Source organism: Methylorubrum zatmanii, assembly GCF_014845115.1.
Classification (GTDB): Bacteria; Pseudomonadota; Alphaproteobacteria; order Rhizobiales; family Beijerinckiaceae; genus Methylobacterium; species Methylobacterium zatmanii.
In genome coordinates this window covers 37,882-54,479 of the sequence record NZ_NKUI01000091.1, presented here as the reverse complement: position 1 = coordinate 54,479, position 16,598 = coordinate 37,882, and the positions used below count along the sequence as shown (strand labels likewise).

Below are 16,598 nucleotides of genomic sequence, written 5' to 3'. Positions count from 1 at the left end.
CGACGGCAGCGCCGCGGGCGGGACCGGCGCGGGCGCCACGATGCCGGAGAAGAGGCCGACACCTTGAGACGTGCCGTGAGATCTGCCGTTCCGCTCGCCCTCGCCGCCCTGCTCGGCGGCTGCACGACCGCTGAGCGCGCGGCGCCGATCCCGGCACCGCCGCCGCCGAGCGCGGTCTTGTCCGCGCCCCCGGCCGGACCGCCCGCCGTATCGGGTCCGGTCCTCGACGGGAGCGGAGCCTGCACCGGCCCCGCGCCCGGCACGGCCACCGCCATCGAGCCGGGGATCGGCGAATGCGACCTCGTGCGCCTCAAGGGGCGACCGCCCACCGATGTCCTGGTCGGCGAGGGCCGGGCCGGCCGCGAAGTGCAGGTGCTCTACACCGAGCCCGGTGCCAAGGAGCTGTATTTCTTCGTGAACAACCGCCTCGACCGTATCGTTCGTTAGCGCGCGACCCGGCGGCCCTCAGGCCCGTTATCCTTCGGGTCGCTCGGGAAGGCGAGGCGCTGGATGGCTCACGGGTATCGGTTCGGCATCGAGGAAGAGCTGTTCCTGGCCAGCGCCCGCACGAGGGCGGCGCCCAGCGACTCGGTCTCGGCCTTCCACAAGGCGGCGCACAGCCGGCTGGAGGGGGTCGAGCGCGAGATGCTGGAGAGCCAGGCGGAGATCTGCTCCCAGCCTTCGGAGAGTTTCGCGGAGACGCATGAGGCGCTGGCGAAGCTGCGCACCGGGCTCTGCGCCATCGGGCGCGAGCACGGGCTGAAGGTCTTCGCCGCCGGCACCCATCCGACGGCGGTGTGGACCGACCAGCGCGAGACCGCCAAGGTCCGTTACCGCAAGATGATCGAGACGCTGCAGATGGTCGGGCGCCGCTCCATCGTCAGCGGCCTGCACATCCATGTGGAGGTACCGGAGCCGGCGCAGCGCATCGCCCTGATCAACCGGCTGATGCCATTCCTGCCGGTGCTGCTCGCGCTCTCCACCTCCTCGCCCTTCTATGAGCGCCACCGCACCGGGCTGTCCGGGTACCGCCTGCGCGCCTATGCCGAATTGCCCCGCACCGGCCTGCCGGAGCTGTTCGACGGCGGGGCCGATTTCGAGCGCTACATCCGGGTGATGACCCGGGCCGGGGCGATCGAGGACGCGACCTATCTCTGGTGGCACATCCGCCCGTCGATCCGGTACCCCACCCTGGAATTGCGGGTCGCCGACAGCTGCACGCGGCTCAGGGACACCCTGGCCATCGCCGCGCTCTACCGCTGCCTCGTGCGGCTCTGCGTCAGGCGGCCCGAGCTGAATGCCGGGCCGACCGGCGCCACACGGGGCTTCGCGATGGAGAATCTGTGGCGGGCGCAGCGCGACGGCGTCCACGCCGCGCTGATCGACGAGGCGGCGGAGGAGGCGGTGCCGGTGAAGCGTCTGGTCGAGCGCCTGCTCGACCTCGTGGCGGAGGATGCCGCCGCCCTCGGCTGCGCCGCCCAGGTCGCCCACGCGCTGACCATCGCCGAATGCGGCTCCAGCGCCGACGGGCAGATCCGCACCTACGAGGCGGCGCTGGCGGCGGGGCGCAGCGAGCGCAAGGCCCTCTCCTGCGTGATCGACTGGCTGGCCCGCGAGACGGCGGATTGCGAGGCGTGACGCTCGCCGTGACGCGACCCGGCCAGGAACATCGGCCGCCCGCTCCGGTTGCTCAGGCACGTACGGATTCGCCTGAGGAGACTTCCATGAGAACGCCACTCACCGCCGCCGCCTGCCTGCTGCTGCTGGGCGCGGTGGGGATGCCGGCCCATGCCCAATCGGTCGGCGAGAAGACCGGCGTGAACTCGCTGATCGGCGTCGCCCCCTCGTCCCAGGATTTCGTGACCCAGGCCGTGATCAGCGACATGTTCGAGATGCAATCGAGCCAGCTCGCCCTGACGAAGGCCGAGGGCAAGACCAAGGCCTACGCCCAGAAGATGATCGACGACCACAAGAAGGTGTCGGACGAGCTGAAATCAGTGGTTCAGACCGGCGATATGAAGCTCACCCTGCCGACGGCGCTGGATTCCGCGCATCAAAGCAAGCTCGACAAACTCAAGGGCTTGAACGGCGCCGATTTCACCAAGCAGTACCAGGACGATCAAGTGACGGCGCACAAGAACGCCACCGATCTCTACAAGCGCTATGCCGAGGGTGGCGACAACGCGGCGCTGAAGGCCTTCGCCATCAAGACGAAGCCACATCTCGACGAGCACCTCAAGCTGGCTCAAGACCTCGACAGGAAGTAGTTTCTGGTAAGCTCCGGGCCCGGACGGCGACGCGCCGTCCGGGCCCGGAGACGTCCTATCCCCGCGCCGCGAAGGAGGCGGCCTTGGCCCGGATCACCTCCGCCGCGCGATCAATCCCGGCCTGATCGACATCGAGATTGGCGGTGACACGAATCTGGTGCGTGCCGATGGCCCGCACCCGCACATTCTCTTCCAGGCAGGCGGCCGCGAAGGCGGAGGCAGTGACACCCAACCCCTCCACCGTGAAGCACAGGATGTTCGACTGCCCCGCCGTCGGGTCGAAACCGAGGCCCGGCACGTCGGCGATGGCCCGGTGCAGCCGCCCGGCATGGGCGTTGTCCGCCGCCAGCTGCGTCATGTGATGGTCGAGGGCGTAGAGCCCGGCCGCCGCGAGCACCCCGGACTGGCGCATGGCGCCGCCGAGGCGGTACTTCCACTGCCACGCCCGCTCCACGAAATCCCGCGTGCCGCACAGGACCGCCCCGACCGGGCAGCCCAGGCCCTTGCTGAGATCGATCCAGGCGCTGTCGAAGCCCGCCGCGTAATCCGCCGCCGGAATGCCCGTCGCCACCACCGCGTTGAGCAGGCGCGCCCCGTCGATATGGGCCTTGAGGCCGCGGGCCTGGGCATAGTCCCGGATCCGACGCATCTCGCCGATGTCCCAGACCGTGCCGCCGGAAAAGCTCGTGGTCTGCTCGATGGAGACCAGACGGGAGCGCGGCGCCGTGCGCTGCGGAACCCGGATCGCCGCCTCGACCTGGGCCAGGGTGAACAGCCCGACCCGCGTCGGCAGCGCCTTCAGCGAGACGCCGCCGATCGCCGCCGCCCCCGCCGCCTCGGTGTTGTAGATGTGGGACTGGTCGTCGACGACGATCTCGTCGCCCGGCCGGCAATGCACGAGGATCGAGGCGAGGTTGCACATCGTGCCGGAGGGCATGAACACGCCCGCCTCCTGGCCCAGCAGGTCCGCCACCCGCTCGCACAGGGCATTGGTGGTGGGGTCCGATCCCGATTGCTCGTCGCCGACCTGCGCCCGCGCCATGGCCTCGCGCATCCCCGCCGTCGGACGGGTCTGGGTGTCGCTGAACAGATCGATCATGGCACATCCATCCGCTGGCAGGCCTTCGCCCGCTCGGGCGACGGGACCGACCGGCCCTATCTCTTTCGTGCAACCCGGGCCCTAAGGGCGCCGCTTCTGCATGAAAAATACACTTTTCGGCGAGCCTGGGGAGTCGGCGCGCCTGGGAAGACCTGGCCGATCAGACCCCGACGAGACGCGTCATAGGCAAATTGATGTGCCTCACGAAGCTGCGAACGGCTGGATATCTCGACAGGCGCCACGGCTATGCCTAGAGCTAGTCGAACAATGTATCGCATTTAAAATTCTTTGAGTGCTCGATGAATAGAATTGAGCCCAGTATCGGGATCAGCCGACGCTACCTTCACGACGAGGTGGCGGACCGGATGCGTGAGCTGATCAACGATGGCGAACTCGAACCCCGTGCCCGCGTCAACGAGAGCGAGTTGACCGAGCGGTTCGGCATCTCGCGCACGCCCCTGCGAGAGGCGATCAAGATCCTGGCGACGGAAGGACTGCTGGAACTGCTGCCCAACCGCGGCGCGCGGGTCGCCAGCATCTCCCGCACCGAACTCGAGGAGATGATCGAGATCATCGCCGGCTTGGAGGCGACCGCCTGCGACCTCGCCTGTCGGACGATCACCGAGGAGGAGATCGCCGAGATCGAGGCCAAGCACCGGGAGATGGTGGCGGCGTGGCAGGGCCGCGACGAGGCGAACTATTTCCGCCTCAACCGTGAGATCCACGAGGCCATCATGGTGGCGAGCCGCAACACCAAGCTGCGCAGCCTCTATGTCGGCCTGACCGGCCGCATCCAGCGCTCGCGCTACAGCGCCCACCAGACCGAGGCGCAATGGGCCCAGGCGGTCGAGGAGCACGAGCGGATGATCCCGCTCCTGCGCGCCCGCGACGGCGAGGGCCTCGCCGCGCTGATGCGTCACCACATCCGTGCGAAGAAACCGGTCATCGCGGCGATGTACGGCGAGGAAGAGCACTGACGGGCATCATCGATGCCGCCCGCCCAACGAACGACGGGAAACGCGCGCCTTCAGCGGCCCTTGAAGGCCGGCGGGCGCTTGGCGAGGAAGGCTTCCATGCCCTCGCGAAAATCCTCGCTCATATAGGTCATCACGATCAGGTCGTCGCCGGGCCGCTCGTCCGCGACGGCCTCGGCCACGCCCTCTTCCGCGATGCGGCGCAGGCCTTCCTTGGTCGCCTGAAGCGTCAGCGGCGCGTGGCTCGCGAGCAGGGCGGCCAGGGCGGTCGCCCGCTCCGCCACGGCGGCCGCGTCCTCCACCATCTCGTTGACGAGGCCGATCGCCAGGGCCTCCTCCGCCCCGACGAGGCGGGCGGTGAACAGGATGTCCTTCACCCGGGGGGCGCCGATCAGGTTGGCCAGCCGCCGCAGCGTGTTCTGCGATAGGCAATTGCCGAGGGTCCGGGCGATCGGGATGCCGAAACGGGCGTCACGGCTGGCGATGCGCATGTCGCAGGCCGCCGCGATGGCCGCGCCGCCGCCGGTACAGGCCCCCGCGATCGCGGCGATGGTCGGGACCCGCAGACGCTCCAGGCTGCCGAGCACCCGGTCCATGAAGCGCTCGTAGCCGAGGGCATCCTCCGGCTTGTCGAAGCTGCGGAACTGGGCGATGTCGGTGCCGGCCGCGAACGCCTTGTCGCCGGCACCGGCGATGATGACCGCCTTGATCGCGCGGTCCTCCTCGATCCGCCCGCACAGCTCGACCAAGCCGCGATACATGGCGAAGGTCAGCGCGTTGCGCGCCTGGGGCCGGTTGAGGGTGATGCGGGCGATGCCGCCCTCGTCCACGGAGAACAGAAGTTCGTCGGTCGCGGCTGTCTCGGCGGCATTCGTCATCGGGCGGTCCTCGCAGCGGATGTCAGGCCGTCGTCTCGCGCACGACGCCACGGGCGATCAAGTCGTCGATCGCCGCGTCCTCATAGCCGGCCTGACGCAGGATGGCGCGGCTATGCTCGCCGAGCAACGGCGCCGGGCCGTGGACGCGCCCCGGGGTCGCCGAGAATTTCACCGGAAGCCCGAGGGTGTCCATCCGGCCGACGCGGCTGTGCTCGACCTCGACCACCATCTCGCGGGCACGGGCCTGGGGATCGGCCTGCATCGCCAGCACGTCGAGGACCGGCCCGGCCGGCACGCCGCCGGCCTCCAGCCGCGCCAGCCACTCGGCGGAGGAGGCGTTCCGGAAATGCGGGGCCAGCGCCTCGGCCAGGGCCTCGCGATTCGCCATGCGCTCACGGTTGGTCGAGAAGCGCGGATCGTTGGCGAGATCCTCGGCACCGAGGACGGCGAGCAGCCGCAGCCAGTTGGTCTGGTTGGCCGCGCCGATGGTGATCCAGCCATCTCCGGTCTCGAACGCCTCGTAGGGGGCGTTGAGGGGATGGGCCGATCCCATCGGGCCCGGCGCCACCCCGGTCGCCATGGCGATGGCCGATTGCCAGTAGGTGAGGGTGATGCCCGCCTCGAACAGCGAGGTATCCACCACCTGCCCCTGGCCGGTCTTCTGCTTGTGGGCATAGGCGGCGAGGACGCCCATCGCCGCCAGGATGCCGGCGGTGATGTCGGTCACCGGCGGCCCGCATTTCATCGGCGGGCGGCCCGGCCCCTCGCCGGTGATGCTCATCAGCCCGCTCATGCCCTGCGCCACGAGGTCGAACCCCGCCCGCTCGGCATAGGGGCCGGAGCGGCCGAAGCCCGAGAGCGAACAGTAGATCAGCCCCGGAAAATCCCGGCTCAGCACGTCGTAGCCGAGGCCGAGGCGCTCCATCGTGCCGGCGCGATAATTCTCGATCAGCACGTCGGCATCCGCGAGCAGGCGACGCAGAACGGCCTTGCCGTCCTCACTCTTGAGATCGAGGGCGATGCCGCGCTTGCCGCGGTTCATCATCATGTAGGCCGCGCTCTCGCCGGCGAGGGCGGGCGGGACCGAGCGGCGGGTGTCGTCGCCGCCGTCGATCTTCTCGACCTTGATCACCTCGGCACCCATATCGCCGAGCATCAGCCCGCAGACCGGGCCGGCCATGATGTGCGCGAGTTCGACGACCCGGAGGCCGGCAAGCGGCCCGAACGTCTTCGGCTTCTCCATCGCCTCGCCTCTCAGAAGCGGATGGAACTGGGGCGGCGGTCGGCGGGCGACACGAGTGTCCGGAATCGGCTCATCGGATCATCCTCCCTGGCACGCGGCGTTCGCTGACGACGCGTCGTTCTTTCGTATTATGAATTGACTTTACGGGCCTGGGCGGCCTGGAGGCAATCCGGCTGTATGCGGATTCCTTCGCTAGACCGGGTATGCCTCAGGGGCCGGAGCGGAGCAGTTGGACGGAGCACTTGGACGGAGCACTTGGACGGAGCACTTGGCCAGCCTCGCGATGGCCCGAACCTCTGGAAAGACGCTCGCGGCACCTCTCCGTATCAGGGCGATCTCTCGTTCCATGGAACGGCAGGCGCCGGCTCCCGGTTGACGGCCAAAGCGTGGCCGTCGGATCCGGTTCCGTCACGGCCCTGGCGTCTGGAGGGATCGATGCGCGGGTTGAGCACGGCACTCGGGATCGCGGCGGCCCTCGTCGCGGTCACGGCAGCGGCGACGTCTTCGGCGGAGGCCGGCTGCGCCCGCCGGATCGTCAACAGGTCGGGCACCATCGCCCTCGTCAGCCGTGACGGCGGCCCCTGGGTCGCGGTGCGGCCGAACCGCTCGCAGACGATCCACTACTACCAGTCCGGCAGGATCGACGTGGCCCTGACCTGCGGGCCGGGGGCGCTGCCGGAGCAGGCGAGCTTCCGCGCCAGCTACGACACGGTCGCGGTGATCGACCGTTGCTACATCCGCTTCGGCGACGGCTTCTTCGAGAACCAGCTCGGCGGCGGCTTCCTCGGCCGGAAGGAGACCGGTCCGCTCGCCCTCAACAATCCGCGCCAGGGCGACCTCGTCATCGGCCCCACCGCCGGCACCTGCCCGGCCGAGCGCGCGGCGATCAGCGCGCGCTATTAGGCAACAGGGGCGGGAGCGTGCTAACCCGCGCGCCCCGTCGTTCGAGACGAGATCGCAGAGACCAGATCCATGCGCTCGATCCTTCCCATAGCCGGAGCCATCGCCCTCGCCATGACCAGCTCAGCCTCCGCCGCCCAGCCCGTGACGCTGCCCTCCGGCCTCAGCTACACCGACGAGGTCGTCGGCACCGGCCCCGAGCCGAAGAGCGGCCAGCAGGTCACCGTCCATTACACCGGCTGGCTCGACGAGGGCGGCGGCAAGCGCGGCAAGAAATTCGATTCGTCCCGTGACCGCGGCCAGCCCTTCAGCTTCACCATCGGCGCCGGCCAGGTGATCCGCGGCTGGGACGAGGGCGTGGCCACGATGAAGGCCGGCGGCCGCCGCATCCTGACGATCCCGCCGGATCTCGGCTACGGCGCCCGCGGCGCCGGCGGCGTCATTCCGCCCAACGCCACGCTGATCTTCGACGTCGAGCTGATCGGCTCCCGCTGATTTTTTCAAAATGAACGCGGTCCCTTTCCGGGACTGCGTTCTCCCTCGGCCTGTGAGGGAGCTGACAGCCTCCCCCCGGCTCACCCTGGAGTGCCGGAGCGAACGCCTCGCAAGGTCTTCCAGCCCTCACACGGGGCTTGGACGGTGCCTTTCGAAGCCCGCCGATGCGGGCTCCTCAGGCGAAGGGTCGGACTGGGACAGCCGTCGAAGCGAGCAGGCCGTCAGACCAGCTTGTGCTCGCGGGCCAGCGCCAGCAGATCCCGCTGCGGCCGGGCGCCGATATGCTCGATCACCTCGGCCGCCGCCAGCGCCCCGAGACGGGCCGAGGCCACGTAATCGATGCCGCGGGTGTAGCCGGCCAGGAAGCCCGCCGCGAACAGGTCGCCCGCCCCGGTGGTGTCGATCACCTCGCGGGCCGGGAAGGCCTCCACCGACCGCACCTCGCCACCACGCACCACCAGCGCGCCCTCGGCGGAGCGGGTCACGAGGCCGAGCATGTGCTTGCCCTGGGCGTCCCGCTCGTCGCGCAGCGCGGCGATGGCGGCCTCCGGGTCGTCGGTCTGGTAGAGGCTCTGCAACTCGCCGATATTGGCGAACATGATGTCGATGCTGCCGTTGCGGATCAGCTCGAGGAATTCCTCGCGGTAGCGGCCGACGCAGAAGGCGTCCGACAGGGTCAGAGCCACGGCGTTGCCGGCGGAATGCGCGATCTTGACCGCCTTGCGGAAGGCGTCCTTGGCGGCCGGCGGATCCCAGAGATAGCCTTCGAGATAGGTGACGCGGGCGGCGCGCACGGTGGCCTCGTCGACGTCGTCGGGCGAGAGCGCCTGGCAGGCACCGAGATAGGTGTTCATGGTGCGCTCGCCATCCGGCGTCACCAGGATGAAGCAGCGGGCGGTCGCCGGCCCCTCGGAGGCGGGCGCAACCTCGAACCGCACCCCGGTCGCCTTCAGGTCGTGGCTGAACAGGCGGCCGAGTTCGTCCTCGCGCACCTTGCCGATGAAGCCCGTCTTGGCACCGAGCAGGGCGGCGCCGACCGCCGTGTTGGCGCCGGAGCCGCCGGAGACGACGGTGGCCGGCCCCATCACCTCGAACAAAGTCTCGGCGCGCGGCTCGTCGATGAGCTGCATCGCCCCCTTGGCCACACCCTGCTGGACGAGGAAATCCTCCTCGGCATGGGCGATGAGATCGACGATGGCGTTGCCGAGGACGAGAAGGTCGAGGGATTGGGACATCGGGCCGTCCAGTCTCGCGAAAGAATCGGACGGGGCCTGTCGCACCCTGCCTCCGGGGCGTCAAGCAACGGTCGCGTCAAGGTTCGTCGAACAGGGCCGCGACCGGGAGGGTGAGACCGGGCGGATCGAGGGTGAGATCGCCCGAGGCGGCGATGCGCGTCTCGATCAGATCGCCGCGCGCCGCTCGGCAGCCTCCCAATGACTTCCGTGACCCGCGAAGGTCGATTCCTATTGCTGCAGCGCCTTCACCTCGCATTGCGCGTACTCGCCGCTCGCCTTGACGTAAGCGTTGAGCTTCTGGACGTAAGCCTCGGCCAAGGGCCGGAAAACCTGGGCCTGGGCGTTATAGGCCTTGATCGCGTCGTTGTAGCTGTAGGCCTCCCAGCCGGGGCAGCCATCCTTCTTGTCGAGGCAGGCCGGCTTGTCCGGGAGTTTCGGCTTGTCCGGTCGCGCCTCCGCCGGAGGAGGGGTCGGCGGCGTGCAGGGAGCGGCCAGAACCGGGCCCGCGCTGCAGGCGAGAACCAGTGCCGAGAGAATGCGTCTTGCCATGATCCGTCCCCGAGCCGTCGTTTCGCCGGTTCTGTCCGACGAGTTGTGGCGGGAATGGGGTCGAACCGCCGCAGCGGCCGGCCCCTCCCGCGTTAAGACTCCGTCGTCCGGGATCGGCTAAAACGCGGCCCATGCCGCGCACGCCAGCAATTGCCGCCGTCGAATCCCTGAGCGAGGACGCCGCCCAGGCGCGCCATGCCGAGCTGTCGCGGGCGATCGAGCGGGCCAACCACCTCTACTACAACGAGGACGCCCCCGAGCTCACGGACGCCGAATACGACGCCCTGCGGCGCGAGCTGGAAGCGATCGAGGCGCGCTTTCCCGCCCTCACAGGCACCACCGAGGCCAGTGCCGGGGTCGGTGCCAAGCCGACAGAGAAATTCGCCAAGGTCCGGCACGCGGTGCCGATGCTGTCCCTCGGCAATGCCTTCGCCGACGAGGAGGTGGAGGAGTTCGTCGCCCGCATCCGCCGATTCCTCAATCTTCCCGCCGACGCACCCATCGCCTTCACCGCCGAGCCGAAGATCGACGGGCTGTCGCTCTCCCTGCGCTACGAGGCGGGCAAGCTCGTCACGGCGGCGACGCGCGGCGACGGCGAGGTCGGCGAGAACGTCACCGCCAACGCGCTGACCGTGAAGGACATCCCCGAGACCCTGTCCGGCGCGGACATTCCCGAGGTTCTGGAGGTGCGCGGCGAGGTCTACCTCTCGCACGCAGATTTCGCCGCGATCAACGCGCGCCAGGAGGCGGCGGGCAAGCCGCTCTTCGCCAATCCGCGCAACGCCGCGGCGGGGTCGCTGCGCCAGCTCGATCCGGCGATCACCGCCTCGCGCCCCTTACGCTTCTTCGCCTATGCCTGGGGCGAGGTCTCCGAGCCGTTCACGCAGACGCAATCGGCGGTCCTGGACCGGTTCGGGGGCTGGGGCCTGCCGGTGAATCCGCAGACCAAGCTGTGCCGCTCGGCCGAGGAGATGATCGCGCATTACCGCGCCATCGAGGCGGAGCGGGCCGATCTCGGCTACGACATCGACGGCGTCGTCTATAAGGTCGACGATCTCGGCTTCCAGCGGCGGCTCGGCTTCGTCAGCCGCGCGCCGCGCTGGGCGCTGGCCCATAAGTTCGCGGCGCAGGAGGCGCTGACCGAACTCCTCGCCATCGACATCAATGTCGGCCGCACCGGCTCGCTCAACCCGCTGGCGCGGCTCAAGCCCGTCACGGTCGGCGGCGTGGTGGTGTCGAACGCGACGCTGCACAACGAGGGCTATGTCCAGGGCGTCGGCGCCGACGGTGAGCCGATCCGCGAGGGGCGCGACATCCGCGTCGGCGACACGGTGATCGTGGTGCGGGCGGGCGACGTCATCCCCAAGGTGATGGACGTGCTGCTGGACAAGCGCCCGGCCGACGCGGTGCCCTTCGTCTTCCCCGAGACCTGCCCCGCCTGCGGCAGCAAGGCGGTGCGTGAACTCAACCCGCGCACGAAGAAGCTCGACGCGATCCGCCGCTGCACCGGCGGCTTGATCTGCCCGGCGCAGGGTGTGGAGCGCCTGAAGCACTTCGTCTCGCGCAACGGCTTCGATCTCGAAGGCTTCGGCCAGACCTATATCGAGGTGCTGTTCGAGGCGGGTCTGGTCAAACAGCCCGCCGACCTGTTCCGCCTCGAATTCGAGCCGCTGAAGGCCGCCATCGTCGCCCGGCGCGAGGCGCTCTCGGCCCAGCGCCGCGCCGAGGGCGAGCCCGCGCCGAAAAAGCCGACCAAGAAGAAGGGCGAGGAGGAGGACAAGGCGATCAAGAACCTGCTCGCCTCCCTCGAGGCGCGCCGATCCATTCCGCTCAACCGCTTCCTGTTCGCGCTGGGCATCCCGCAGATCGGCGAATCCACCGCCAAGGCCCTGGCCAAGCGCTTCCCCGACATGCCGGCGCTGATGGCGGCCGTCGACGCGGCGGCCAAGGCGCAGGCCGGCCTCGACTGGCTGGAACTGTCGGCGATCCCGCGCATCGGCCCCGGCACGCGGGACAAGCTGTTCGAGACGCTCGATCCTCTGCCGGGCGAGGCCATGAAGGAGCAGAGCCTCGGCGCGCGCCTGCTCGGGCGCCTCACCGCGGCCCAGCGCGAGGCGGTGCTCAACCATTACGGCAGCGCGGACGCCGCCGAGGCGGCCCTGGAGCGGGCGACGACGCAGCGGCCCGGGGACGCCTACAAGCTCTTCGCCGATGACGGCGAGATCGGCCCGGTGGCGACGGATTCGCTGATCCAGTTCTTCTCCGAGCCGCACAACGACGCGGCCGTGCGGGCGCTGCTCGAACAGGTCAACACCGAGCCCCTGGCCAGCACGCATTCGGCGGCGGCCTTCGCCGGCAAGACGGTGGTGTTCACCGGCACGCTGGAGAAGATGACCCGCAGCGAGGCCAAGGCCACCGCCGAGCGCCTCGGCGCCAAGGTCTCCGGCTCCGTCTCGGCCAAGACCGACCTCGTGGTCGCGGGGCCCGGCGCAGGCTCGAAGCTCAAGGATGCCGAGCGCCACGGGGTCAAGGTGGTGTCGGAGGATGCGTGGCTGGAGATGCTGGCGGAGGCGTAATTCGCTTGACCCCGGCCCGCCCCCGGCGCAATCCGGGCGCCGGATCAGCCGGCCGGGCGGCCGCTCCGCCTTCGGGCGGGGAGGAAAGTCCGGGCTCCATGGAGAGACGGTGCCGGATAACGTCCGGCGGGGGCAACCCCAGGGACAGTGCCACAGAGAGCAGACCGCCTTGCACAGGCTCGTTCTTCGCAAGGTAAGGGTGAAAGGGTGCGGTAAGAGCGCACCGCGGACGCGGTAACGCGGACGGCACGGCAAACCCCACCGGGAGCAAAACCGAATAGGGGCGACACGCTGTCCCCGCGAGGGGAGGGCAGGCCCGCTCTCCAGGCTCGTCGCCCGGGTTGGTTGCTCGAGGCGGCCGGTAACGGCCGTCCCAGAGGAATGGCTGCCACGTCCGTGGGCTTGCCCGCGGGCCCTACAGAACCCGGCTTACAGGCCGGCTGATCCACCGCGACGCATCCCCGCAACCTCCGTGGAGCGGAGGGAAGGGCGTTCCGGCCCTCACATGCGCCGTCTGCAAGACTTCTTTCCATCGGCGGCATCGCCCCGATGTCGAAACCCGGCGTCGAGATTTGCGCTCTCAGGAGCATGAGTTGCTCTCGAGCTCGATGGTAAATCTCAAGAAACCATACGCGACATTGACGCTCGGTTAACCTTGATGCGCTCAGATCGGGGCCGCCTGCATGGTCAAGCTCGTTGACGCGTTTCGAGGGCCCATGTTACCCCGCGCCATCCCGTTGACGCCCAATAGCGGTTCGGCCAACACTCGCTCAGGTTGCCGGGCGAGACTGCGCGCGCGTGGCCTGTGCCGGCCGCGGATCGGCGTTGCCACAACTGTCCGGGCCGCCGCGCGGCCCGCCCATGCAGCAGGCTTTCATGACTCATCGATCGCCGGATGGCGCCCGAGCTCTCTCCCGATTCCGCGTGAGGTCCGCGAGGATCGTGGAGGGGCGCCGATGAGCAGGACGCCGCGCCCGCCCCGGAACGAACAGGCCAGGAACGAGCAGGCTCGCCACATTCCCGTCCTCCTGGCGGAAGTCCTCTCTGCGCTCGCACCGGATCGGGCGGGGCTCGCCGTGGACGGCACGTTCGGCGCAGGCGGCTACACCCGCGCGCTGCTCGACGCCGCGCCCGAGGCGCAGGTGATCGCCATCGACCGAGACCCGACCGCGATCCGGGCCGGGGCCGATCTCGTCGCCGCGGCGAACGGGCGGCTGCGGCTGATCCAGGGACGCTTCGGCGATCTCGACACGCTGCTCGCCGAGCAGGGCGAGGCCCAGGCCGATTGGGTGGTGCTCGATATCGGTGTCTCCTCGATGCAGCTCGACGAGGCGCATCGCGGCTTCTCCTTCCGGCAGGACGGCCCCCTCGACATGCGCATGGGCGGCGAAGGGCCGACCGCCGCCGATCTCGTCAACGAGACGGAGGAGGGCATGCTGGCCGACATCCTCTATCATTTCGGCGAGGAGCGCCGCTCGCGGGCGGTGGCCCGCGCCATCGTCGAGGCGCGCCGCCGCGCACCGATCGAGACGACGGCGCAGCTCGCCGACCTCGTGGCCGGGGTGGTGCGGCCGGAGCCCGGCAGCCCGATCCACCCGGCGACCCGCAGCTTCCAGGGCTTGCGGATCGCGGTGAACGACGAACTCGGCGAATTGGTGCGCGGCCTGCACGCCGCCGAGCGGGTGCTCAGGCCCGGCGGCCGTCTCGCGGTGGTGACCTTCCACTCGCTGGAAGACCGCATCGTCAAGCAGTTCTTCTCGGCCCGCAGCGGCCGGGCGGCGCAGGCCTCCCGCCACGTTCCGGGTGTGGAGCAGCCGGCACCGAAGAGCTTCAAGCCCGTGACCAAGGGGCCGGTCCTGCCATCCGAGGCCGAGACCGAGATCAATCCGCGGGCGCGCTCGGCCAAGCTGCGGGCGGGCGAGCGGACCGATGGCCCGCCGCCGCCGCCGCTCACCGCGATCGAGACCCTGGCGAGCCTGCCCGCCGCGCAGGGACGGGGGACACGGCGGTGATCCGGCTGCTCAACGTCCTGGCGATCGTCGGCCTGATCGGCTCGGCGGTCTACGCCTACTCGACCAAATACGACACGCTCTACCAAGCGGGTCAGGTCTCCAAGCTCAAGAGCGCCCTGCACAAGGAGCGGCAGGCCATCGCCGTGCTGCGGGCGGAGTGGCAGCTCCTGACCCGGCCCGACCGGTTGCAGGCGGCGGTCGAGCGCCACCTCACCCTGGAGCCCATCGGCGACGGGCACCTCGCCCGGCTCTCCGACCTGCCGGAGCGTCCGGATCGCGGCGACGAGATCGGCCGGCTGCTCGCCTCGACGGCGACGCCGACCGCGACGCCGAAGGACAAGCCCTCCGCCGCCCGCGACGAGCCGCGCACCACCGGCTCCGTCACCACCCGCACCGTTTCCACTCGCCAGCCCGCGGCTACGAGGTAGCGTCCCGTGTCCCAGGACCCGTCGCACGATCCGCTGCAAGACCGGCAGGAAGGCCCGCCGCACGAGCGGCCGGAGCAGCCCCCGCACGATGACGGCGTGCCGGAGCCCGCCCCGGAGCGCGTCGTGACGAGCGAGCCGCCGGTGTCGAAGCTGGTCTGGTTTTACCGGACCATGTTCCGCCTCGCGATCGAGCGGTCCCATGCCCGCGTCGCCCTGGTCGGCCTCGCCTTCATGGCGGTGTTCGGCGCCATCAGCGTGCGGCTGATCGTGATGGCGGCGACGCCCGGCAACAACAGCGACGACCACCGGGTGGCGGCGGCTTCCACCACGGCGATCCGCCCGGACATCATCGACCGCAACGGCGAGATCCTGGCGACGGACATCCGCACCGTCTCGGTCTTCGCCGAGCCCAAGCGGATGGTGCGCACCTTCGACACAGACGAGGCGGTGGAACTGCTGACCGCCGTGCTGCCCGAGCTGAACGCGGCGGAGCTGCGGGCCAAGCTGTCGTCGAAGAAGGGCTTCGTCTGGATCAAGCGCGAGATCACCCCGAAGCAGCAGCTCGAAGTCCACCGCCTGGGCATTCCCGGCGTCGGCTTCCTGCCCGACCACAAGCGGGTCTATCCCAACGGCACCGCCGCCGCCCACGTGCTCGGGGTGACGAACCTCGACAATGTCGGCATCGCCGGCATCGAGAAGTACATCGACGGCCAGGGCAACAAGGCGCTCAACGAGTTCGGCCTCGTCGAGAAGCAGACCGACCTGTCGCCGGTCCAGCTCTCCCTCGACCTGCGGGCCCAGTTCGCCGTCCGCGACGAGCTCGTGAAGGGCGTCGAGCACTTCAAGGCCAAGGCCGGCGCCTCCATGATCATGGACGTGAATACCGGCGAGATCCTCGCGCTCGCCTCCTACCCGGATTTCGACCCGAACGAGCCAAAGGACGCGCTCTCCGACGACCGCATCAACCGCATGAATGTCGGCGTCTACGAGATGGGCTCGACCTTCAAGGCGATGACGCTCGCCATGGCGCTCGATTCCGGCAAGTACAACGTGAACTCGACCTTCGACACCCGCGGCGGCGTGCTGCATTGGGGCCGGCAGAAGATCCACGAGTATCACGGCACCAACCGCGTCATCACCATGCCGGAGGTGTTCACCCACTCCTCCAACATCGGCTCGGCCAAGATGGCCCTCGGCATCGGCGTGCCCGGCCACAAGGCCTTCCTGAAGAAGATGGGCCTGATGGACCGCATGCGGACGGAATTGCCGGAATCGGCCGCGCCGATCGTTCCGCCGCGCTGGACCGAGATCAACACCATCACCATCGCCTTCGGCCACGGCCTCGCGGTGGCGCCGCTCCAGGCGGCGGCGGCGGTGGCGGCCATCATCAATGGCGGCGAGCTGATGACGCCGACCTTCCTCAAGACCGACGAGGAGTCGGCCCGCGCCAAGGCAACCCGGGTGGTCAAGCCGGAGACCAGCGAGGCGATGCGCTTCATCATGCGCCTCAACGCCGTCGAAGGCTCGGCCAAGAAGGCGGCGATCCCCTACTACTTCGTCGGCGGCAAGACCGGCACGGCGGAGAAGGTGATCGGCGGGCGCTACAACAAGAACCGCCTGTTCACGACCTTCATGGCGGCCGCCCCCATGGACAAGCCGAAATACCTGTTCCTCACCATCATGGACGAGCCGCAGGGCCTGCCGGAGAGCGGCGGCTATGCCACCGCCGCCTGGAATTCCGGCGTGGTGACGGGCAAGGTCATCGAGCGGGTCGCGCCGATCCTCGGCCTGCCGCCCCGGTTCGAGCCGCCGGCCAAGCCGTTCCCGCTGATGGTCAAGCTCGGCGCCTATCATGCCACCCAGGTGGGCGGGCCGTGACGATGTGCGTGGGGCGCGGGGCGGGAATGCGGACCGGAGGGACGTTGTCGACGAGGAGCCGCGC

At 69.5% G+C, this 16,598-nt stretch carries 16 protein-coding genes and 1 other RNA gene; 11 read left to right on the top strand and 6 right to left on the bottom strand.

Annotation, left to right across the window (positions count from 1 at the left end):
• Positions 1-63 precede the first annotated feature (63 nt).
• From MZTS_RS12245 to MZTS_RS12235, 3 genes are all read left to right on the top strand, one after another.
• The gene (locus tag MZTS_RS12245; RefSeq protein ID WP_210329255.1) at positions 64-447 is read left to right on the top strand and encodes a hypothetical protein; all 384 of its coding nucleotides are present in this window, start codon (positions 64-66) and stop codon (positions 445-447) included.
• A gap of 63 nt (positions 448-510) precedes the next feature.
• Positions 511-1,638 (top strand): carboxylate-amine ligase, encoded by a 1,128-nt coding sequence (locus MZTS_RS12240; RefSeq protein WP_009866346.1) that lies wholly within the window; start codon positions 511-513, stop codon positions 1,636-1,638.
• Between the two features lie 86 nt (positions 1,639-1,724).
• The gene (locus MZTS_RS12235; RefSeq protein WP_009866347.1) at positions 1,725-2,267 is read left to right on the top strand and encodes a DUF4142 domain-containing protein; all 543 of its coding nucleotides are present in this window, start codon (positions 1,725-1,727) and stop codon (positions 2,265-2,267) included.
• A gap of 55 nt (positions 2,268-2,322) precedes the next feature.
• Here the strand turns inward: MZTS_RS12235 and MZTS_RS12230 are convergent, their stop codons facing one another.
• Positions 2,323-3,366, bottom strand: coding sequence for a threonine aldolase family protein (locus tag MZTS_RS12230; RefSeq protein WP_192284053.1), 1,044 nt, complete (start codon positions 3,364-3,366; stop codon positions 2,323-2,325).
• A gap of 299 nt (positions 3,367-3,665) precedes the next feature.
• Between MZTS_RS12230 and MZTS_RS12225 the strand changes: the two genes are divergently transcribed.
• A complete protein-coding gene (locus MZTS_RS12225) occupies positions 3,666-4,343 on the top strand; it encodes a GntR family transcriptional regulator (RefSeq protein WP_192284052.1) in 678 nt (225 codons plus the stop codon).
• Positions 4,344-4,393: 50 nt separating this feature from the next.
• On the opposite strand, the gene MZTS_RS12220 is transcribed toward MZTS_RS12225, so the two are convergent.
• Positions 4,394-5,218, bottom strand: a complete 825-nt coding sequence (locus tag MZTS_RS12220) for an enoyl-CoA hydratase (protein ID WP_192284051.1) — start codon at positions 5,216-5,218, stop codon at positions 4,394-4,396.
• Positions 5,219-5,240: 22 nt separating this feature from the next.
• Complete coding sequence (locus tag MZTS_RS12215; protein ID WP_009866343.1) at positions 5,241-6,461, bottom strand: CaiB/BaiF CoA transferase family protein; 1,221 nt, start codon at positions 6,459-6,461, stop codon at positions 5,241-5,243.
• Between the two features lie 435 nt (positions 6,462-6,896).
• Here MZTS_RS12215 and MZTS_RS12210 point away from each other — a divergent pair, with 435 nt between their 5' ends.
• Positions 6,897-7,364 carry a hypothetical protein gene (locus MZTS_RS12210; protein WP_009866342.1) on the top strand — a complete coding sequence of 156 codons (468 nt, stop codon included), beginning with the start codon at positions 6,897-6,899 and terminating at the stop codon, positions 7,362-7,364.
• Between the two features lie 69 nt (positions 7,365-7,433).
• Positions 7,434-7,856, top strand: coding sequence for an FKBP-type peptidyl-prolyl cis-trans isomerase (locus MZTS_RS12205; protein WP_192284050.1), 423 nt, complete (start codon positions 7,434-7,436; stop codon positions 7,854-7,856).
• A 221-nt stretch (positions 7,857-8,077) separates the two neighbouring features.
• On the opposite strand, the gene MZTS_RS12200 is transcribed toward MZTS_RS12205, so the two are convergent.
• The 3 genes from MZTS_RS12200 to MZTS_RS12195 form a co-directional block, all read right to left on the bottom strand.
• A complete protein-coding gene (locus MZTS_RS12200; RefSeq protein ID WP_192284049.1) occupies positions 8,078-9,091 on the bottom strand; it encodes an adenosine kinase in 1,014 nt (337 codons plus the stop codon).
• Between the two features lie 76 nt (positions 9,092-9,167).
• Positions 9,168-9,290: a hypothetical protein gene (locus tag MZTS_RS25205; RefSeq protein ID WP_343068731.1), complete on the bottom strand. Its 123-nt coding sequence runs from the start codon at positions 9,288-9,290 to the stop codon at positions 9,168-9,170.
• A 29-nt stretch (positions 9,291-9,319) separates the two neighbouring features.
• Positions 9,320-9,640 (bottom strand): hypothetical protein, encoded by a 321-nt coding sequence (locus MZTS_RS12195; protein WP_192284048.1) that lies wholly within the window; start codon positions 9,638-9,640, stop codon positions 9,320-9,322.
• A 131-nt stretch (positions 9,641-9,771) separates the two neighbouring features.
• Between MZTS_RS12195 and ligA the strand changes: the two genes are divergently transcribed.
• From ligA to MZTS_RS12170, 5 genes are all read left to right on the top strand, one after another.
• A complete protein-coding gene (gene ligA, locus MZTS_RS12190; protein WP_192284047.1) occupies positions 9,772-12,216 on the top strand; it encodes an NAD-dependent DNA ligase LigA in 2,445 nt (814 codons plus the stop codon).
• A 44-nt stretch (positions 12,217-12,260) separates the two neighbouring features.
• Positions 12,261-12,664: RNase P RNA component class A (gene rnpB / locus MZTS_RS12185), an RNA gene on the top strand.
• A 508-nt stretch (positions 12,665-13,172) separates the two neighbouring features.
• Positions 13,173-14,228, top strand: coding sequence for a 16S rRNA (cytosine(1402)-N(4))-methyltransferase RsmH (gene rsmH, locus MZTS_RS12180; protein ID WP_192284046.1), 1,056 nt, complete (start codon positions 13,173-13,175; stop codon positions 14,226-14,228).
• Positions 14,225-14,656 (top strand): cell division protein FtsL, encoded by a 432-nt coding sequence (ftsL, locus tag MZTS_RS12175; protein ID WP_192284045.1) that lies wholly within the window; start codon positions 14,225-14,227, stop codon positions 14,654-14,656. Before rsmH ends, ftsL begins: the two co-directional genes overlap by 4 nt.
• A gap of 33 nt (positions 14,657-14,689) precedes the next feature.
• Positions 14,690-16,534, top strand: a complete 1,845-nt coding sequence (locus MZTS_RS12170; RefSeq protein ID WP_210329253.1) for a peptidoglycan D,D-transpeptidase FtsI family protein — start codon at positions 14,690-14,692, stop codon at positions 16,532-16,534.
• Positions 16,535-16,598: the final 64 nt, after the last annotated feature.